Origin of the sequence: Micromonospora sp. GCM10011542 (assembly GCF_042650685.1) — a bacterium.
In the GTDB taxonomy this organism is placed as follows: domain Bacteria; phylum Actinomycetota; class Actinomycetes; order Mycobacteriales; family Micromonosporaceae; genus Micromonospora.
Window position 1 is genome coordinate 220,527 of the sequence record NZ_JBHSBO010000040.1, and the last position, 19,176, is coordinate 239,702.

The 19,176-nt window shown below is 67.9% G+C and carries 15 protein-coding genes; 4 read left to right on the forward strand and 11 right to left on the reverse strand.

Going from position 1 to position 19,176, the window contains the following annotated elements; all coding sequences use genetic code 11:
• Positions 1–179 precede the first annotated feature (179 nt).
• Together ACFOW4_RS14485 and ACFOW4_RS14490 are read right to left on the reverse strand one after the other, a co-directional pair.
• Positions 180–704, reverse strand: coding sequence for a hypothetical protein (locus ACFOW4_RS14485; protein ID WP_377527840.1), 525 nt, complete (start codon positions 702–704; stop codon positions 180–182).
• Between the two features lie 81 nt (positions 705–785).
• Positions 786–1,337 carry a DUF4352 domain-containing protein gene (locus ACFOW4_RS14490; RefSeq protein WP_377527842.1) on the reverse strand — a complete coding sequence of 184 codons (552 nt, stop codon included), beginning with the start codon at positions 1,335–1,337 and terminating at the stop codon, positions 786–788.
• A gap of 99 nt (positions 1,338–1,436) precedes the next feature.
• On the opposite strand from ACFOW4_RS14490, the gene ACFOW4_RS14495 reads away from it, so the two are divergent.
• Complete coding sequence (locus ACFOW4_RS14495; protein ID WP_377527843.1) at positions 1,437–3,353, forward strand: N-6 DNA methylase; 1,917 nt, start codon at positions 1,437–1,439, stop codon at positions 3,351–3,353.
• Positions 3,354–3,355: 2 nt separating this feature from the next.
• On the opposite strand, the gene ACFOW4_RS14500 is transcribed toward ACFOW4_RS14495, so the two are convergent.
• Both ACFOW4_RS14500 and ACFOW4_RS14505 read right to left on the reverse strand, forming a co-directional pair.
• Positions 3,356–3,739: a hypothetical protein gene (locus ACFOW4_RS14500; protein ID WP_377527845.1), complete on the reverse strand. Its 384-nt coding sequence runs from the start codon at positions 3,737–3,739 to the stop codon at positions 3,356–3,358.
• Between the two features lie 14 nt (positions 3,740–3,753).
• Complete coding sequence (locus ACFOW4_RS14505; protein ID WP_377527846.1) at positions 3,754–4,065, reverse strand: hypothetical protein; 312 nt, start codon at positions 4,063–4,065, stop codon at positions 3,754–3,756.
• A gap of 160 nt (positions 4,066–4,225) precedes the next feature.
• On the opposite strand from ACFOW4_RS14505, the gene ACFOW4_RS14510 reads away from it, so the two are divergent.
• Genes ACFOW4_RS14510 through ACFOW4_RS14520 form a run of 3 tightly spaced genes read left to right on the forward strand, consistent with a single transcriptional unit; the run spans position 4,226 to position 12,995 of the window.
• Positions 4,226–5,290 (forward strand): serine/threonine protein kinase, encoded by a 1,065-nt coding sequence (locus ACFOW4_RS14510; RefSeq protein WP_377527847.1) that lies wholly within the window; start codon positions 4,226–4,228, stop codon positions 5,288–5,290.
• A 14-nt stretch (positions 5,291–5,304) separates the two neighbouring features.
• Complete coding sequence (locus tag ACFOW4_RS14515) at positions 5,305–8,106, forward strand: helicase-related protein (RefSeq protein ID WP_377527849.1); 2,802 nt, start codon at positions 5,305–5,307, stop codon at positions 8,104–8,106.
• On the forward strand, positions 8,103–12,995 hold the full coding sequence (locus ACFOW4_RS14520) for a class I SAM-dependent DNA methyltransferase (RefSeq protein ID WP_377527850.1): 4,893 nt from the start codon (positions 8,103–8,105) through the stop codon (positions 12,993–12,995). Before ACFOW4_RS14515 ends, ACFOW4_RS14520 begins: the two co-directional genes overlap by 4 nt.
• Positions 12,996–13,420: 425 nt before the next feature.
• Here the strand turns inward: ACFOW4_RS14520 and ACFOW4_RS14525 are convergent, their stop codons facing one another.
• From ACFOW4_RS14525 to ACFOW4_RS14555, 7 genes are all read right to left on the reverse strand, one after another.
• Positions 13,421–13,618, reverse strand: coding sequence for a DUF397 domain-containing protein (locus ACFOW4_RS14525; RefSeq protein WP_377527852.1), 198 nt, complete (start codon positions 13,616–13,618; stop codon positions 13,421–13,423).
• Complete coding sequence (locus ACFOW4_RS14530; RefSeq protein WP_377527853.1) at positions 13,611–14,492, reverse strand: helix-turn-helix domain-containing protein; 882 nt, start codon at positions 14,490–14,492, stop codon at positions 13,611–13,613. Before ACFOW4_RS14530 ends, ACFOW4_RS14525 begins: the two co-directional genes overlap by 8 nt.
• 216 nt (positions 14,493–14,708) lie before the next feature.
• Complete coding sequence (locus ACFOW4_RS14535) at positions 14,709–15,017, reverse strand: hypothetical protein (protein ID WP_377527854.1); 309 nt, start codon at positions 15,015–15,017, stop codon at positions 14,709–14,711.
• Between the two features lie 152 nt (positions 15,018–15,169).
• Positions 15,170–16,162 carry a hypothetical protein gene (locus ACFOW4_RS14540; RefSeq protein ID WP_377527856.1) on the reverse strand — a complete coding sequence of 331 codons (993 nt, stop codon included), beginning with the start codon at positions 16,160–16,162 and terminating at the stop codon, positions 15,170–15,172.
• Positions 16,159–16,515 (reverse strand): hypothetical protein, encoded by a 357-nt coding sequence (locus ACFOW4_RS14545; protein WP_377527857.1) that lies wholly within the window; start codon positions 16,513–16,515, stop codon positions 16,159–16,161. Before ACFOW4_RS14545 ends, ACFOW4_RS14540 begins: the two co-directional genes overlap by 4 nt.
• 170 nt (positions 16,516–16,685) lie before the next feature.
• Positions 16,686–18,242, reverse strand: coding sequence for a tetratricopeptide repeat protein (locus tag ACFOW4_RS14550; RefSeq protein WP_377527859.1), 1,557 nt, complete (start codon positions 18,240–18,242; stop codon positions 16,686–16,688).
• A complete protein-coding gene (locus ACFOW4_RS14555) occupies positions 18,164–19,165 on the reverse strand; it encodes a DUF6879 family protein (RefSeq protein ID WP_377528176.1) in 1,002 nt (333 codons plus the stop codon). Before ACFOW4_RS14555 ends, ACFOW4_RS14550 begins: the two co-directional genes overlap by 79 nt.
• Between the last annotated feature and the right edge of the window lie 11 nt (positions 19,166–19,176).

Sequence of the window (19,176 nt, forward strand, 5' to 3'; positions counted from 1 at the left end):
TCCGGGATGAAGAGCTGGCTGGAACAGGTGTGCCGTCCCGCGTGAGGAAGCGGAGTCGGGGCGGTGGAGTAGCCACAAGGACGCTTGCGAGCTGATGTTGCAGACGAATCAGTGGTTGATCGAGTGGAGGCGATATCGGGCAATTAGGCGGAGGATCGGCGCCTGGTAGGGCGCCGGTTTCAGTCGGTGAGGGTGATCACCATCTGGAGGCCACTGTCCGGGTGGTAGCTCCAGGAGCCGTGCATGCCGTCCCAGTCGCCGGTCTGCCGTCCGTCCAGGGCCCGGGTCGCCTCGATCTCGGCAACGACCGAATCGGGAACGTCGAGTGCACGCCAGAAGCACTCCAACACGTTGTAATCGAGCCCGGCACTCTCCTTGCCGTCACCGTGGAGAGTCAACGTCCGGTCGTCGTCACCCAGGCGAGCAGACGCAGAGGAACTGCACTGCTGGCGGGCGGCGGCGAGACGGGTCTGGTCCTTCTGGCCGGGGCCAGCGGCCGGCGATTCGTCACCACCCAGCGCGGCAACGATCCCGACGCCGAGGAGCAGCACGGCAGTGGCGGCTCCCACGGCGACGAGCAGGGCCTTGCGACGCTTGGCGGGCTGCGCGATGGGAGGCACGTCGGCCAAGTCCCTGTCGCTCGTCGTGATCGGCTGCGGCAGATGTGTCTGGTCGGGCGGCGACGGGTTTGTCGGGTCCGTCATGGCGATCTCCTCGGTGAACAGGCTTGAGGGCGGGGGGAGAGCGGGGCGGGCGGTGGCGCCCGCCCCGGGCCGAGCGGTGGATCAGGCGAGGGAGACGGTCACGCCGCCGGAGAACATCGAGTCGTGGAGCTCGAGCTTGGTGAGCTTCACGTTCTTCGGGATGTCGAAGACGAACACGCCGGTCACCTGGTTGCCGGGGTTGATCTCCTCGAAGAAGGTGCTCGCCTCCTTGTTGGCGTAGAGGCCAGCCTCGGTGTCGGACGAGTACTCGGTGCCGTCAGCGGCGTAGGCCTTCTGGCTGCTGCCGTCGAGGGTCTGCGGCTCCTTGCCGATGTTCTTGACGTTGATCGTGACCAGGCAGAACTGGCCCTGGGCCTTGTCGCCGATCATCGAGGTGCCGACCTTCGCGACGCCGCACTTCGACGACTTGACCGTGAACTCGAACTTCCCGTCCCGGGCCGCCTGGCCGATCTTCGCGGTCTTCGCCGGCTTGTCCTCGCCCTTGGCGCCGCCGGCCTCTGCCTTGCTGCCGGCGCTGGCCTTGCTGCCGGTGGTGTCGTCGGTGGCACCGGAGCCGCAGCCCAGGGCGACGAGGCCGGTGGCGATCAGGGCGAGGGTCGTGGTCTTGCGCATCGTTTTCCTCCTGCTGTGAACGTGGCGGCGTCAATAAGAGCATTGTCTGTGAACTCTGTCAACACACATGATGCTTGACGGGTGTGACACACTTCGGAGGTGCAGGTGAACCCGACCATCACGGCAGCGGAGATCGCCCGGCTCGCCGGGGTCGGTCGCGCGGCCGTCAGTAACTGGCGCAAACGCCATCCCGACTTCCCGACCCCGGTGGGCGGCACCACCGCCAGCCCCGAGTTCGACCTCGTCGAGGTCGAGCAGTGGTTACGCGGCCAGGGCAAGCTCCCCGAGCTGTCCCGGGCCGACCGCCTCTGGCGCCACCTCGCCGCTGCCGGGGAAACACCGGCGACCGGCCTGGCGGCCGTCGGCGCGCTGCTCCTCGCCCGTCAACGCGGCGAACGACCACGCGGCGTCGACACATCCGTCGCCGACCTGCGACCGGAGATCGAGGCGCTCGCCGACGAACTGGGGCCGCAGGCCGCTTTCGACGAACTCTGGCTACGCTTCTCCGCGCCCGGCCCGGGTCGCCCCTGGGCCACTCCGGACGAGCTGGCCGACCTGATGGTCGGGCTCGCCGGCGTTGGCGGCGGGTCCGTCCTCGACCCGGCCACCGGCTCCGGCGCCACGTTGCGGGCCGCCGTCCGCGCCGGCTGCACTTCGGCGTACGGGCAGGAGCTCGACGAGGACCTCGCGAGGCTGGCCGGGCTCTGGCTCGCCCTGCGCGAGGTGCCCGGCGAGGTCTGCCCGGGCGACTCACTACGCGCCGACGCCTTTGCCGGCCGCTCTGTCGACGCCGTCATCTGCCACCCCCCGTTCGGCGTCACGAACTGGGGCAACGAGGAACTCGGCTACGACCCGCGCTGGGAGTACGGCGCACCACCGCGTACCGAACCGGAGCTGGCCTGGGTGCAGCACGCCCTGGCTCACCTGCGCACCGGCGGGCTCGCCGTACTGCTGATGCCGCCAGCGGCGGCCGGTCGACGCGCGGGCCGGCGGATCCGTGCCCAACTGTTGCGCGGTGGCGCGCTGCGGGCTGTCATCGCGCTGCCCAGCGGGGTGGCCGCGCCGCACGGCGTACCGCTGCACCTGTGGGTGCTGCGGCGGCCTGCCGCCGACGCGCCAGCACCCGCGCGGGCGCTGCTGGTGGACGCCGCCGAGGGCGAGCTATCCGAGGTGGCGGCGCGGGTGCTGGCGACCTGGCGGGCCTTTGCCGCCGCGCCCGACGCCGAGGTCGAGGAGATCGGCTTCGCTCGGGCGGTGCCGGTCATCGAACTGCTGGACGAGGAAATCGACCTCACCCCCGCGCGCCGGCAACCCGCCGTCGGGGGCGAGCAGAGCGGCGAGCATCTGGTACGCACCCGCGAGCGGCTGGCCGCCATCGTCGGTGACCTGCCGGCGCTGATGCCGCAGGTCACACCCACGCCCGACGGGGCGACAACACTTGTCCTGACGGTCGCTGAGCTGGCCCGCAGCGGAGCGTTGCAGCTCATCGGCCCGGTCCGGGCCGGCTCATCCTCAGACGGTGGCGGGTCAACCGGCGGGCCGCCCGTGCTCACCGTGCCGGACGTGCTGGCCGGCGTGGACGCCTCAGGGCAGGTCGACGAGCGGCTCGGCCAGGAGATCCCACTCGCCGTCGGCGATGTGGTGGTGCCGATGATCGCGCGGACGCTCACCGCCCGAGTGATCACCACCAAGGGAGCGCTGCTCGGCCGCAACCTCTACCTGCTGCGCCCCAACCCGGCTGCGCTCGATCCGTGGTTCCTTGCGGGGCAGTTGCGCACGTCGGCCAACGAGAAGCAGGCGTCGAGTCTGTCTGGCACGCTGCGCTTCGACATTCGGCGGGCCCAGGTGCGGCGGCTGCCGCTGGACGAGCAGCGGTCGCACGGGGAGGCGTTCCGGCGGCTGGACGCCTTCGAGTCGGCAATCCGACAGGCGGCCTCGTTGGGCGCGGAACTGGTCCAGCTCACCGCCGACGGTCTCGCCCGGGGGATTGTCCGTCCCGACCGGAGGACGCGGTGACGTCAGACCTCGATGATCGGCCAATCGTCGCCGAGCACCTTGCGGACCTGATCGGCCCGAGAGGTGATGAGGCCCGCGGCGCTGCTGATCGCCACGAAGACGGCATGACCGGCACCCAGCCGGCCGGTCTGCCGCGCCATGCCACCGATGACCGGGCAGTCGTCAGCCCGGTCGACGCGCAGGGCAGGCGTGACGACCTGGACGGACGGGTTCCGCCGCAACATCCGCAGGAATTCATGCTCGGCGTGGTCAAGCAGGCTGTACGCCTCGAGCAGGCAGACCAGCGGTACCGCCACCGTCGCACCGGCGTCGGCTGCCTCCACCACCGCCTCGCCGACGGCGTCGACGCCTTGGGCGTAGGCCATCAGGGCGCCGGTGTCGAGCACGTAGACCGGTGCGCTCACGCGGCGTTCGGTCGGTCGAAGTCGGCACGGACCTCGTCGACCGGGCGATCCAACAGCTCCGCCGCGCGGGCGATCGCCGCCTCGCGCATCTCCGGCGTCACCTGGCGAGTCGCCAGCCGTCGCACCGCGCCCGCCGGGTCGTACGGGAACTCCCGATGGCCCGCAGCCCGCAGAGCGGCGCGCATGTCGTCGGATACCCGACGCCGACGCAGCGCCTCGGTGACATACGCGGAAACCTGACGAGCCGGGAGCGCGTCCAGCTGCTCGGCCACGTCATCAGGAACGGAGATCGTCACACGCCGACTCATACACCGGAGCCTAACGAAGTATGAATTCAGTGCCCAGCAGGAACCGCCATTCGGACACTTCCTCGTTGAAAGTTCAACGTTGTACGGTCATGCGTCCGTCAGGCGTGGAGCCGACATGGCGGACCGGCAGTTCGGGCAGGTGTCATCGTGAGGGGGACGAATGACGCTGAGTAGAATCGGCGGCTACGAGGTGGTCCGGCCGCTCGGCTCGGGTGGCATGGGCGACGTGTTCTTCGCGGTGTCGCCGACCGCCGAGCGGGTCGCCGTCAAGGTGATCAAACAGCACCTCATCGAGGCACCAACGGTGCGTGAGCGCTTCGCCGCCGAGGTCGACAGCCTCAAGCTGGTCTTCGGCTCCCGGGTGGCCCGCCTCGAGGGCGCCGACCCGTACGCGAACCCGGCCTGGCTCGCCGTGGAGTACGTTCCCGGGGCCACGCTGCGCCAGCACGTCGACGCGCGGGGGCCACTTCCGCTGCCGTTGGCAGCCATGGCCGGCGCGATGCTCGCCGAAGGTCTGGCCAAGGTGCATCAGGTCAAGCTGCTGCACCGCGACCTCAAGCCGCAGAACATCATCCTCGGCCCCGACGGGCCCAAGCTCATCGACTTCGGTCTGGCAGTGCTGATCGAGCGGAACGACTATCTGACCGAGCCTGGCGCCATGGTCGGTACTCCCGCCTACATGTCGCCCGAGCAGGTCAAGGGGGAGCGGGACCTCACCCCGGCGGTCGACATCTACGGCCTCGGCGCGACGCTGGTCTTCGCATTGACCGGACGAGGGCTCTACCCGTCGACGAACTCCTGGAATCTGCTGCTGCGCATCAGCGAGCCCAGCGACCTTCCCGACCTCTCCGAGGTGCCGGCCGAGCTGGTGCAGTTGCTCGGCACGATGCTCGCCTTTGACCCCACCGCCCGACCTGGCCTGACTGACGTGCGTGCCCGGCTGCTCGCGGTCGCCACCGCCACCAGCGGCAAGAGCGTCCACGCCCTGCGCCAGGAAGTCGCCGACCTCACCTACGACGGTGGCACGGAACTTCTGGTCCCTCCGGACCTGGATGATCCGCGACAGGACCCGGAGAGCACGCCGGTCGTCGAGGAGGACAACCCTCCGGTGCTGAAGCCGACGCCCACGAAGGTCGACCCTGAGCGGCCTACCAAAGCGCCTGCCGACGTGTCGTGGCTCGTCGACAAGATGCGCCGCCAGTACGCCCGCCGCTCGACCCTGTAGGAAGGCACCACCCGATGACCACCACCCAGGCCGCGACCTTCGCCCCAGGCTCCCGCATCGTCGTACGCGACGAGGAGTGGCTGATCCGCAGCGTGAAGACCGGCACCGCGGACGGCACGATGGTGAAAGCGGTCGGCGTATCCGAGTTCGTGCAGGACGTCGAGGCGACCTTCTTCACCGATCTCGAAGACATCACGCCGCTGCTGCCCGAGGAGACCGAGCTCGTCCAGGACACCTCGTCGCGGTTCCGGCAGAGCCGCCTCTTCCTGGAAGCCGTGCTGCGGCGTACTCCGCTGCCCCGCACCGAGCGCGGGTTGGCCCTCGCCGACCGGTTCCTGCTCGACCCGCTGACCTACCAGCAGCGACCCGTCGAGCTGGCGTTGTCCGGTCTGCGGCCGCGGATCCTGCTCGCCGACGTCGTCGGCCTGGGCAAGACCCTGGAGATCGGGCTGATCCTCGCCGAGCTGATCCGCCGGGGCCGAGGTGACCGCATCCTGGTGGTCTCGCCCCAGCAGGTGCTGGAACAGTTCCAGCGGGAACTCTGGACCCGCTTCGCGATCCCCCTGGTCCGGCTCGACTCGACGGGCATTCAGCGCATCCAGCAGGAGATCCCCGCCGGGCGGAACCCGTTCACCTACTTCAAACGGGCCATCATCTCGGTGGACACGCTCAAGGACGCCGGCCAGTTCGGCCACCACCTGGACGCCACGACCTGGGACGCCGTCGTCATCGACGAGTCGCACAACCTCATCAACAAGGGCACCCAGCGCAACGAACTGGCCCGCCGGCTCGCCGCGAAGACCGACGCGCTGCTGCTGGCCAGCGCCACCCCGCACAACGGCGACAAGGAGTCGTTCGCGCAGCTGATCTCGCTGCTCGACCCGGCAGCCATCGCCAACGAGAAGAACTACCAGGCCAGCGACATCGCGCACCTCTACCTGCGCCGCACGAAGATCAGCCCGGAGGTACGCGACCAGATCGGCGACCGGTGGGCCGACCGCGGCCCGTCCAAGGCGTTGCACTGCGCGGCGACGCCGATCGAGGAGCAGATCTTCGACGAGCTGACCGACGTGTGGTTGGCCGGCAAGTGGACCGACGAGGCCATCACCGGGCAGCACCGGCTCTTCCCGTACACCCTTTTGAAGTCGTTCCTGTCCTCGCACCGCGCGCTGCACGAGACGGTGACCAACCGGCGCAAGAAGGCCACCGGCACCGAGAGGGCGGCCCTGGACCGGCTCGCGGAGCTGACCTCCGCGATGACCGACCGGGACTCCAGCAAGCTCCAGGGCCTGGTCGACGAGCTGCGGAAGATCGGCGTCGGCAAGAACAGCGACACCCGGGCCGTGGTCTTCTCCGAGCGGCCACCGACCATCAAGTGGCTTGCCCAGGTGGTGCCTGGCCTGCTCGGCCTCAAGCCGAACGTCGTCCGGGTGCTGCACGGTGGCATCGCCGACCAGGACGAGCAGAAGATCCTGCAGGAGTTCGAGCTTGCCGGCAGCGAGGTGCGGCTGCTCTTCACCAGCGACGTCACCTCCGAGGGTGTCAACCTGCACCAGCAGTGCCACCACCTGATTCACTACGACATCCCGTGGAGCCTTATCCGGATCGAGCAGCGCAACGGCCGCATCGACCGCTACGGGCAGAAGCACCAGCCGCAGTTCAGGGCGCTCATCCTCACGACTAGCCGCGAAGATGCGAAGGACGACCGAACAGTCTCCGAGAAGCTGCTGAGGCGGGAGGAGAACGCTCACCGCAGCCTCGGCAGCGTCGGAGCCGCCACCGGCCTCTACGACGACAAGGCTGAGGAGGACCGGCTGGTCCGCGACCTGTTTAGTGGCAAGACCGTGGACGAGTCCTACGAAGTCGTCCACGCCGAGGTCGACGTGATGGCCGACCTCTTCGGCGACGTCGGCACCGCGTCCGTGGCGGCGGACGTGCCCCAGGCCCGGGTGCCGAAGCTCTTCGACTCCACCCAGGACTTCGTCGACGCCGCCCTCGACGAGATCTACGAGGACCGGCCCGAGGACCACATCGACCTGCGCCGCGAGGACGAGCTGCTGACCTTCCTCGCCCCCGACGACCTGGTGCACCGGCTCACCGACCTGCCCCGCTCCTACCTGCGCGCCCACCGCGAGGGCGAGGACCTTCGGCTGAAGGTCACCTTCGACCGCGCCCTGGCGCAGCGCAAGCTCGACCAGGCCCGGCAGAGCAAGACCCCGATGTGGCCGGAGATCGCCTTTCTCAGCGACGTGCACCCGATGGTCGACTGGCTGGTCGACAAGGTCCTGATCCGGCTCGGCCGCCAACAGGCCCCCGTGCTCACCGCGGACGTCACCGCACCGACGTTCCTGATCCAGGGCGTCTACGCCAACCGCCTCGGCCAACCCACGGTTGTCCAGTGGATGGCCGTCTCCGACCTGCCCGGGTCGCCGACCATCCGGCCGATGGACGAGGTCCTGCGCGAGGCCAACGTCGGGCCGGCGATGGTCAACCGCGCGGAGGTCATCGCGGTCGACCCGCTCAAGGATCTGCTGCCGGCGGCCGTCCAGGTTGCCCGGCAGTATCTGGAGGGCAAGCGTGACGAGTGGGCCGAGGCCAACGCCGAGCCGTTGCGGAAGCACCGCCAGCAGCTGAGGACCTTCCAGCAGGCCAGCCTCATCGATGAGCTGCCCGGCGTGCACCGGGAGAAGCGGCGGCAACGCGTCGACGCCACCGTTCAGGAGCAGCACGACCTGCTCGACCGTTTGGAAACCGCCGGCGACCCGCTGCTGCGGGTGCTGGCCGTCCTCGTACCGTCCTCGGAGAGTGCCGCATGAGTTTCGAGTCGCTGACCAACCGCGGCGAGTACCTCTCCGCGCACTATCTCGCCGAGGTCCTGCCCACCACCCTCAAGGGCAGCGACCTGTTCAAGCGCTGGACCGCAGCGGAGAAGAACGGCGATCAGACGCCACGAACCGGGCTTCGCGGCATGCGCCGGCAGTACTTCGACGCGAAGACCGAGCTGACCGACGTCGACTTCTTCGACCCGGAGCGGCTGCGCAAGCAGCACCAGGACGTGCTGCGTGCGCTCGGCTTCGACCCGCAGCCGCAGACCATCACCGTTGAGCGCAACGGCCAGGAGTACGAGGTCCACGTCGCCCACGCCGAGCTGACCACCGCACACGGCATCGTCGCGCTGGACTGCGGCTGGGCGGTCGACACCGAGGCAGCGCAGGACCCGGACGACGCCGGCCGCCTGCTCGACCCGCTGACCCTGTCGAGCACCGAGACCATCGAGACGGGCGCCAAGCTCGCCTCCCTGCTCTTCGCCGCCGACAGCCCCAAGCCCCGCTACGTGCTGATCCTCAGCGGCGGCGTAATCACCCTCGCCGACCGCACCGTCTGGGGTGAGGGCCGCTACCTGGCCGTCAGCCTCGACACCGCCTACGCCCGCAACGACGACAAGGAACTCGACGTCGTCGCCGCGCTCTTCGGCGCCGACTCGCTGCGCCCACCCGCCGAGGGCGGCACCGAGCCCCTCGCCGACCTGGTCGCCGGCTCCCGCCAGCACGCCGTGGGCGTCTCCAGCGAACTCCGCGAAGGCCTGAAGGTCTCCGTCGAACTCATCGCCAACGAGGTCCTCGACCAGATCCGGCGGGCCGGCTACCAACCGCAGCAGGTGATGGACCTCGACGAGCTGGCCAAGGAGTTGGGCCGGGAGTCACTGCGCTACCTCTATCGAATCCTCTTTCTGCTCTACGCCGAGGCTCGCCCCGAACTGGGCGTGCTGCCGGTCAACGACCCCCAGTACGTCGAGGGCTACAGCCTCGCCCGCCTCGGCGACCTGGTCTCCCGCCGGATGGCACCCTCCGCCGAAGACCGCTACCACCTGTACGAATCGCTCGACCTGCTGTTCCGCATGGTCAACGAGGGGCACCGGCCGCGCGGCGGCGCCGAGGTCGACGACAAGGCCAGCGAGGGGGAGGGGCTGCGCTTCGAGCCGATGCGCTCCGACCTGTTCCTGCCGGAGAAGACCAAGCTCATCGGCCGGCTGATCGCCGTACCCGGCAGCGACCCGGATGACCCGGACGGCCCGAAGATCGACACGCGGCTGCGCAACAAGGTCCTCTACGAGGTGCTGCGCCGGCTGATGCTCACCAAGGGCGGCAAGAAGCGCCGCGGCGGCTTCATCTCCTACGCCCAGCTCGGCATCAACCAGCTCGGTGCCGTGTACGAGGGCCTGATGTCGTACACCGGTTTCGTCGCCACCGAGCAGCTCTACGAGGTCGCCAAGAACGGCGACCCGAAGGACGGCTCGTGGATGATCCCGGCCTCCAAGACCGACGAGTACGACGACACCGTCTTCGTCTACAAGGAGAACGCATACACCGGCGTCCGCAGCCGGGTCTGCTACGAGCCTGGCCAGTTCGTCTACCGGCTCGCCGGCCGGGACCGGCAGACCAGCGCCTCCTACTACACCCCGCAGTCGCTGACCGAGGTCACCGTCCAGCTCGCCCTCAAGTACCGGCTCGACCAGGACGACACGGTCACCCCGGCCCGTGAGCTGCTGGACTGGACCATCTGCGAGCCGGCGCTCGGCTCCGGCGCCTTCCTCAATGAGGCGATCAACCAGGTCGCCGCCGAATACCTGCGCCGCCGCCAGAAGGAACTCGAGGTCACCCTCGACCCGGAGGACTACCACCTCGAACTCCAGCGGGTGAAGGCCTACATCGCCCTGCACAACAGCTACGGCGTCGACCTCAACCGCACCGCCGTCGAGCTGGCCGAGGTGTCGCTCTGGCTCAACGTCATGCACGCGGGCCTCCAGGCACCCTGGTTCGGCCTGCACCTGCAACGCGGCAACTCCCTCATCGGCGCCGGCCGCAAGACCTACGGCCCGAAGCAGCTCGCCGACAAGTCGTGGCTCACCACCGCGCCGAAGGAGCAGCCCTTCCGGGACGGGCCGATCGACGAGGGCACCATCCACCACTTCCTGCTCCCCGCCGACGGCTGGGGCGCGGTCGCGGGCGAGAAGGAGGCCCGCGAGTTGGCGCCGGCCGAGACCGCGCGGCTGAAAGCCTGGCGTACGGCGATGAAGCGCACGCCGTCGGCCAAGGGGAAGAACTCGCAGGTACAGCGCTTGCAGGCGCTGGCGCGACGGGTCGAGTTCCTGTGGGGGCTGGTGCAGCAGCGGCTCGACATCTCGGAGCGGGAGATTCGCCGGGACATCAAGGTGTGGGGCGCTGACGACCTGCCTGAGGTCACGGAGGCGGTGCCCCGCGAGGAGATCCTCGCCGACCTGACCGCGCCGGGCACCCCGTACTGGCGGCTCAAGACCCTGATGGACGTCTGGTGCGCGCTGTGGTTCTGGCCGCTGGACAAGGTCGGGCTGCTCGACGGCTCCGACCCGGCGTACCCGGCCGCGCCCGTCCAAGTCTCGCACATCAAGGACGAGCCGGCGTACGAGGAACCGGCCGTCTACGAGGTTGCGGACTTCTTCGGGGACGTGCAACCGCAGCAGATGAAGCTGGCGACCAAGCCGACCGGGGGTACCCGGCGGATGACCGTGGCAGAGCAACTTCGTCAGCAGGTGCCACTGTCCAGCCTGGATGACTGGCTGACCTTCGCCGAGGCGCTGATTGGCCGCAGCGACGCGGACGAGAATACCGAACGTTTCTACGGCCGGACGCTCACGAGCCTGAGCGAGATCAGCGAGTTCGAGCGGAAGCTCGACGGCGTCATCGGCGTCGACTCGCCTTGGACCCTCTCCGACCGGTTCCCCTGGCTCCTCGTCGCCGACCAGATCGCCGAGCAGCAAGGCTTTTTCCATTGGGAGTTGACCTTCGCCCAAGCCTTCGCGAAGGGCGGCTTTGACCTCCAAGTCGGGAATCCGCCGTGGGTCAGGCCCGAGTGGAACGAGACAGCCGTGCTTGCAGACTACGATCCGTGGTTTGCCCTACAGGGGACGGTTGACCTGTGGGCTGAGAGGAAGTCGCAGGTTGTCGCGCATGAGTGGGCATCGTACGTGCACGAATTCCTGATAACGAATGCCATCGGGAACTATTTGGGCTCGCGAACCAATTACCCAGAGCTCGGTGGCACTCAGCCCAATCTTTACCGCTGCTTCATGATTAAGGTGTGGGCGAACGCCGCGCGATCGGGCATGTCAGGTCTAATTCATTACGATACACACATGGCGGGAATCCGAGAAGCGGAATTTCGGGCGACTGCTTACCGTCATTTGCGGCTCCATGCTCACTTCCATAACCGGCGGCTGCTGTTCCCTGAAGTGAATTGGAATAAGCAGTTTTCGCTCAATGTCTATGGTCCCCCTTGTCGGGTCAACTTCTTGCACCTAAGCTGGCTGTTCGACGCAGACACCCTGTCAGCCTCATTGGTGCATGACGGTAACGGCGAAATGCCGAGGATTAAAGTGGGTGGAAAGTGGGATGTGCGCCCCCATCGCAGTCGAATTGTCACCGTGAACGAGGACATCCTTCGAGTTTGGCAGGAGTTCTCTAACGAGGTCAGTTCGCCGGTCGAGCATGCACGCCTACTTTACCCGCTCAATGTGTCAGAGCAAGCGGCGATTGAGACGCTGTCGAGGTTTCGGCCTAAGACCGAAAAATTCGAGCGCATCAATCTCGGCCTTATCGATAAGGGGCTGGTGCGTGATGGGTACCTTGAGGAGTCGGTCACTCGCCCAGACTCGTGGCGTAAAGTCCTGCTCCGTGGCGCCCAATTTGGGATCTCCACGCCATTTGCTAAGGAGCCGCCAAAAACGTCTAACGTGGACAAGGTGTTGGACCTGCGTGAACTGCCTGCAAATGCAGTTGCTGTGAGTGCTTTTCGTTATTTGGTTGAGCCGGACAAAATGGATGATTTGCAAGTTCGTTGGGCAGGTCGTCCGTCCGCGTCTTACTTCAGACTTGCTTGGCGAGAGATGGCGCCAGCTTCATCGGAACGTAGCCTGATTGCTGCTCTGCTACCTCCAGGTCCTGCCCATCTATCATCTGTCAGGTCTACGATCCTCTCGTCTGCTCTCCTGACTGTCCTCGCCGTAGGGTTCTGGAGCGCGCTTCCTCTAGATTATGCAATTCGTCTAGCGGGTCGGGAGCACGTAAAGGAATCCGATGTTCGTCGTCTTCCCGCGCCTGTTGAGGAACACCCGCTTGCTGCGCCGCTGGCGCTTCGTGTTCTGCGTCTGAATGCCTTGACTAATGCGTACAGCGAAATCTGGAAGGAAGCGTTTTTTTCGTCATGGCGTAGCGAATGTTGGGCGACGTCGCAGCCTGTTCTGGCGGCGCTGGGAGACATCTCACAGGTTTGGGATGCGCATACCCCTCTGCGGGTGGAGGCTGATCGCCGAGCTGCTCTGCTTGAAATCGATGCGATCGTAGCTGTATGGCTGGGGCTGAGTGCAGACTCCCTGGTTTCGATGTATCTGGCTCGATTCCCGCAGTTGTCGGACTATGAGAGTGAGATGTGGTTTGACGGTCGGGGGCGACGTATCTCTAAGAACTACAATATTTGGGGTTGGGGGCAATCGAATACGCACTATAGTGAGCTGATGAAGCACTTGGGCAACCCAGCAGAGGTTCCGGCACCCGACGGTTACATCTCCCCGTTCTACAAGGCGGATCGGGAGAACGAGTACCGGCAGGCGCATGCCGTATTCAGCAAGCGGCTTCGTGATGCGATCGACGGGGGCTGGCAGCCGTCGTAGCGCGTTACCCCTCTTCCGCCTGAAGGAGAGCAGATGGCTCCGAGTAACCACCAGAAGCACCAGGCTGGGCGGCGCCTTGCCGTGGCTGAGGCTCTATTGCACGGCCATCGGCCAGCCTGCACGGTGCGCAGACCTTCGTGAAGATCAACGGTAGGAGTGCTGCTGTGCAGGTCGCCGCGCAAGATGCGGCTGGATGATCGGAGTGCGCGAGCGACATGACGAGTTCATGGCGAGCGTCGGCGGCGTTCGCCCGCGCAACCCGAACAGCCGACACGCCGCGCTCTACCCCGCGAACGTGGAGGCATGGCGGGACCGGTGGTCCTTGTTCGAGGACGCGGCCCCACCCGCGATTGGGGACGCGGACTCCTGCGCGACGGGAGGGCGTCCGGCGCGTCCGCCGGCTGCGCTCCCGTCTGATGTGCGGCTCAGTGCCCGGACTTGGTGGCCCGGACGAAGCTGGTCCAGGCAGCGGAGGAGAAGGTGAGGGCTGGTCCGGCCGGGTCCTTGCTGTCACGTATGGCTACGAGGCCGGGCAGGTTGTCGGCGACCTCCACGCAGTTGCCGTTGTTGTCGCCGCTACGGGTGCTCTTCCGCCACTGGGCACCGAGCAGGTCGTCAGCCATGGTGGACCTCTTCCTTGATCTTGCCGATCATCCTCCTTGATTGTTCCTCATCAAGCGCGAGGTCGAGGAGGCTCGCCCAGACCTTCTCGTAGACCGCGAACTCGTCGGGCCTGTCGAGGTAGAGCGCCCCGGTCACCGACTCGCTGTAGACCACAGACTGATCAGGGACGACCCGGTTGACGAGTGGGAAGTCGAGCATGACGAAGGCTCCCGCCAGTGCGCCATAGTGGGCACCAGCCGACAGCGGCAGCACACGGATCGACACGTTGGGTAGCTCGGCCCGATCAAGAAGGCAGTCCAGTTGCTCGGCCATGACCGCCGGTCCGCCGACGCGTCGCAGCAAAACGGCCTCCGATAGGACCCATTCCAGCTTGGGTGCCTTCGGGAGGCGGCGAACAAGGATCTCCTGTCGGCGTCGGCGGACTTCCAAGACCTCTTCCAACTCGTCAGCCGGCATGTTGGGGCGGTTCTGGTAGACGCCGCGCGTGTAGCCCGGAGTTTGGAGCAGCCCAGGGACCAGGGTGTCGTCGTGCTCCCGCAGCCGGGACGCGGCGGATTCCAGGCCGACGTACAGCTCGAACCAGTCGGGGACGGCGTCGCCGTACGAGTGCCACCAGCCCTTGGCCTTGGTCTCGGCGGCCAAGGCGGTGAGGGCGCCGGCCAGCTCAGGCGTCGCCCCGTACAGCTCGCACATGGCCTTGACGTCGAGGGCGCGGACCGGGCCGAGGCCGGTCTCGATGCGCCACATCTTCTGCCGGCTGCACTGCATCGCCTCGGCCGCGCCGTCCAGCGTCATCCGCGCCTCGGTGCGCAGCTCTCGCAGCGCCCGCCCGAGCTGCCGTCGCGGCACTGTCGATCCCATGTCGTCGGCCATCGGCTCCCGCCTCTCCACGTTGCGTTTTGTTACATCCGGACGCCATCGGTGAAACGCACGGTCGTTGCTATCGAGAATCAATTCGATACGGTGCTGCCACGCAGATCGATTACGCCTCTGACCATACAAGACACCCCCGACATGGGCCATGAACGCGCAATTCCCATGCGCGGTTAATCGGCGTACTGTCGGGGGTGGAATGGTGCGGAGCGAGGTTTAGGGTTCGTGGCGGATTCGGGCCAGGCCGCAGGTGAGCAGGATGCCGAGGATGACCAGCCCCACTTTCAGCCAGGGCACGTCCCTGCTCGGCCGGACGCCGATGGAGACGGCCACCGCAAGTTGTGCGGTGAGGACGAGGCAGATCACCACGCTCAGCACCCGGTATCCGACGCCGTAGAAGGACCACCAGGTCACCGTGCCGAACACCGCCGGAACGGCCATCAGTAGGCTCAGCCCGATCAGCGGCGTGGCGAGTTTCCACCGCATCAGAGCGGTCGGAGCCGAGGGCGATGTCGGTCGGATCACCTGTCCACCACCCGTCGAACGGCCGGCGTGTCGGTCAGGCCGGCGAGGCCGCGGGGGCCAGCCATCGGAACGCTCATTCGCCGAATTCTGCCAACCGGGACGGCACTCGTGGTGCCTGGAGATCGGCGGCACGTTGAGCGTCGGAAGATCGCTTACTCTCCGCCGTCGAGGACCCGGACGACCAGGACGGTGCCATCCCGGCCGAACGAGTACACGCTGCCGTCGCCCGGCAACGTCGCTTGCCTGCCGAAAAAGGTCGGCGCATCCCTCAGGTAGGCGCCGATCCGGCCCTCGGCCAGCTCACGGTAGAGGTGGCTCTCCACGCCTCGGAACACCTCCAGGACCCGGCCCCGGCCCAGGGGTGCGCGGTGGCGGGTGCCCTCCGCGAGGATCCCGTTGGGTAGCTCGAACGTCGCCACGCTGCTCGTCGCCCACGCCGGGTCCAGGTTGAACAGCCCCGGTTGGGATGCTGGATCCTCCGTTCCGCGCTGGCGGGGCGTCGCGTAGCCGCTGGCGGCCGCGCTGTTCCCAGCGAAGAGCAGGGCCGTGGCCGCCACGGCGCGGGTCAGGATCTGGGTGAACCAACCACGCTGTTGCTCGGGTATGTCGAAGACCTGGGGTGCGCCCGGCGGCAACTCCTCGGCCAGGTCCGGTTCGGTGACGGTCTCGTCGGCCGGGGACGGTACGCCGGCAGGGGCCTGTCTCGCTTCGGCTTCGTCAGGGGTGACCGTGCGCGGTCGCCAGAACTGGTCCTCGGGGCTGGTGCTCAGCAGGCCGTCCAGCTCCTCGTCATCACCGGACCACAACTCGTCATCCCCGGGCGGATCGAGCACGTACGCGGTTATCCCGGCCTGGGTGAGGTGCGAGGCGACCATCAGCGACGGCGGGTGGTTACCGCCCACCGACAGCGCCTCCACCTGTACGGCGGCTCGGGCGAGCTGCCCGTGGATGAAGCTCGGCGGCTGGTGGGTGCCCTTGCACTCCAGGATCACGATCTTCATCCGCCTGCGGGTCTTCGTGGCGTGGTGGCCGAGCAGGATGTAGTCCGGTCGCTTCTTGGTGCGGGAGACCGACTCCACCGCGCCGATGCCGTCCACGAAGCCGGCCTTCAACGCCACCTCGGCGTCGACCGCGTGGAACGTCAACCCCGATACTGGCGGCGGAGCACATGCTTGGCGACGACGAGGGCCAGGCCGATGCCCAACTGCTCGGACTGGGTCACCTTGTGGTGGTAGACGACCTCGTTGGCATCCGGCGTCAGCGCGAGACGCCCACCGCTGATCCTGGTCAGGGTGGCGCAGTAGCGGACGGCGGCCCAGTGGCGTGCCACCTGCGAGAGCGGGGACGCGGTCAGCAGGGTGGTGGCCACCCCCAGCTCGTGCAGCACCTGCGCGGGGGTCGTGCGCATCCCGCCCCTGCCGACGTCCACCGGGGTCAACGTCTTGTGGTGCCAGTAGGCCTCGCGTGTCTTGGCGTGGGTCTCGGCGTACCGGAGCACGTCGTCGACGAGCTGATCGGAGGAATTGAGGCGCCAGTAGCGACTGGTAGCTCAGAGACCGTACGAGGGAAACAATCTCCACGCCCACCCCCGGTGCTGCCGCACTGCATGAGCCAGGCACCCAGCGTGATCGAATAATCTCAGAGTGTCAATGCGAGGGGCCTTCGTTCTCAGTCGGTGCCGCTCGGCAACGATGCCGCGATGCGCTCCCGGATTGCGGCAGCACGCGCGTCGCCGAACCCGTCCAGCAGGGAGTGGGCCTCCCGTCGATGCTGTCCGGCCTCCTCGGCGCGACCCGCCGCCGCCAGCGCGGTGGCCAGATGGTCCAGCGTCAGCGCGAGTTGCCAATCGTCGCCGAGTTGCCGGTGTGCCGCCGCCGCCCGTAGGTGGAAGGCGATCGCCTCGTTCGCTTGCCCAAGCTCCCGGTACGCCTCACCGGCACCGTCGAGAGCCATCACCCCCCGGCTGCGGTCACCGAGCCGACGTTGAATCGTCGCGGCCCAGTGCACCGCCTCCAACGCCTCGGCCGGCCGACCGGAGGCGCGTAGCACCCGCGCGTACTCCACCAGCCAGTGCCCCAGCCAGTGCCCCAGCCACAGCTGGCTGGCGCCCTCGGCGATGGCGAGCGCCGACTCGATCGCGGCAAGTGCTTCCTCGATGCGGCCAAGCTCCCGCAGTGTCATGCTCAGGAAGAAGAGGCAATTGCCCTCCTGCCCTCGGTCGTCGATCTTCCGCTGCACCACGAGTGCCCGTTCCAGCAGTTCGGCGGCCTCGGTCAGCTCACCCAACTCGTAGCGGGTCTCGGCGAGGTTGCTGAGCAGCAGCGCCTGCCACCGCTGGTTGCCGAGCCGCTTGAAGATCGCCAAGCTCTCGCTGAAGTGGGTGAGTGATTCGGTGAGGCGACGGTGGCGCAGGCCCAGCAGCCCGAGAGCGTTGATCGACACCGCCGTGCCGTACTCGTCGCCGATCTCCCGCCGGATGGCCAACGCGGCCCGGTGGTGTTCCGCGGCCTCGGGGAGCTGGCGGGCCTGGAAGTGGGCCTTGCCGAGGCACTCCAGCGCCTCGGCCTCGCCGCGCCGGTCGCCGAGCGTGCGAGCCGCCGCCAGCCCGATCCGGGCCGTGGCGAACCAGCTCTCGAAGGCGTTCTGATGCATGAAGACGCTGCGCAGCAGCGCCGCCAACTGCCAGGCTTTCTCCGGTTGGCCGGCCTCTGCCGCCACCCGGGTGGCCGCCACCAGGTTGTCCCGCTCGGCGTCGAACCAGGCGTCCGCCTCGCCGCTGGTCGCGAAGGCGAGCGGCGTCACGTCGGCCGGCGGAGCCAACGGTACGGCCCGGTAGAAGGGCAACGTACGCGCCAAGGCGGCATCGGCGGAGTGCAGATACCAGTCCAGGACACGACGCAGTGCCGCCTGCCGGTCCGCGATGCTCTCCAGGTGCCGAACCTGGTCAACCGCGTAGGCAAGCAGCAGGTCGTGGAGTTGGTAGCGCCCCGGCGCGCTCTGCTCCAGCAGGTGCGCGCTGACCAGGGCATCCAGCGGCTGCCGTACCCGAGACACCGGCCCGCCGGTCAGCGCGGCGGCGGCCGGGGCGGTGAGGTCCGGGCCGGGGTGCAGCCCGAGCAGCCGGAACAGCCGGGCGGACGTCGGGTTCAGGGCCCGGTAGGACCAGGCGAAGACCGCGCGTACTGCGTCGGACTCCTCGTCCTCCTCCGCGGTGAGCGGTCCCACAGGGCCGACTCGTCGCGCAGATCCTGGATGAGCTGGCCGAGCGGCATGAACGGTCGGCTCGCCGCCCGCTCGGCGGCGAAGCGCAGCGCCAGCGGTAACCGGGCGCACAGTCGGGCCAACTCGGTCAGCTCATCGGGGTCGTCGCCGCTGCGGTAGGCGGAGGTGATGTCGCGCAGCAGGGTGACCGCGTCCTGTTCGCTCAGCATGCGCAGGGTCAACCGTCGGCCGCCGTCGCGAGTGGCCAGCCTGGAGAGCATGTTCCGACTGGTGACCACGACCAGGCAGCGGTCCGTGCCAGGCAGCAGCGGGCGCACCTGCCGCGCGGTGGCGGCGTTGTCCAACACCACCAGTACGCGCCGCCCGGCCAGTCGGGAGCGATAAAGCGCCGCCCGGTCGTCCAGGTCGGCCGGCACGGCCGCAGGTGGTACGCCCAGGGCACGCAGGAAGCGGTCGAGGATCTGCTCTGGTTGGGCCGGCGGGCCCGGATCGTAGCCGCGCAGGTTGGCGTAGAGCTGCCCGTCGGGGAACCGGTTGCGGACGCTGTGCGCCCAGCGCAGCGCGAGTGAGGTCTTGCCGACGCCGGCCGTCCCGGTGATCACCGACAAGGTCACGTCGGCGCTTCGGTGCCCGTCGGTCAGCAGTCGGTTGAGTGCCCGTAGCTCCTCGACCCGGTTGACGAAACCTCGTACGTCACCGGGAAGCTGCTGTACCCGGCGGGTGGCGAACCCATTGTCGGCGATCCGCCGGTAGTAGCCCTCGAACTCCGGGCGGCGACCGTCGAGGATCCGTAGCGAATCCTCCCAACGTCCGTCGGCGAACGCCTGCCACCCCGCGTCGCCGGGCTCCTTGAAGGTCTGCTGCCGCTCCAACTTCCAAAACCCGGATCGGTGGTCTGCCAGAACCGATCCTCGAAGTCCGCCCAGTAGTCCGCCAG

Coding starts and splice junctions, on each gene's coding strand:
- ACFOW4_RS14515 (WP_377527849.1), top strand. CDS start 5,305: ATGACCACCACCCAGGCCGCGACCTTCGCCCCAGGCTCCCGCATCGTC.
- ACFOW4_RS14525 (WP_377527852.1), bottom strand. CDS start 13,618: ATGGCTGACGACCTGCTCGGTGCCCAGTGGCGGAAGAGCACCCGTAGC.
- ACFOW4_RS14520 (WP_377527850.1), top strand. CDS start 8,103: ATGAGTTTCGAGTCGCTGACCAACCGCGGCGAGTACCTCTCCGCGCAC.
- ACFOW4_RS14530 (WP_377527853.1), bottom strand. CDS start 14,492: ATGGCCGACGACATGGGATCGACAGTGCCGCGACGGCAGCTCGGGCGG.
- ACFOW4_RS14485 (WP_377527840.1), bottom strand. CDS start 704: ATGACGGACCCGACAAACCCGTCGCCGCCCGACCAGACACATCTGCCG.
- ACFOW4_RS14490 (WP_377527842.1), bottom strand. CDS start 1,337: ATGCGCAAGACCACGACCCTCGCCCTGATCGCCACCGGCCTCGTCGCC.
- ACFOW4_RS14505 (WP_377527846.1), bottom strand. CDS start 4,065: ATGAGTCGGCGTGTGACGATCTCCGTTCCTGATGACGTGGCCGAGCAG.
- ACFOW4_RS14510 (WP_377527847.1), top strand. CDS start 4,226: ATGACGCTGAGTAGAATCGGCGGCTACGAGGTGGTCCGGCCGCTCGGC.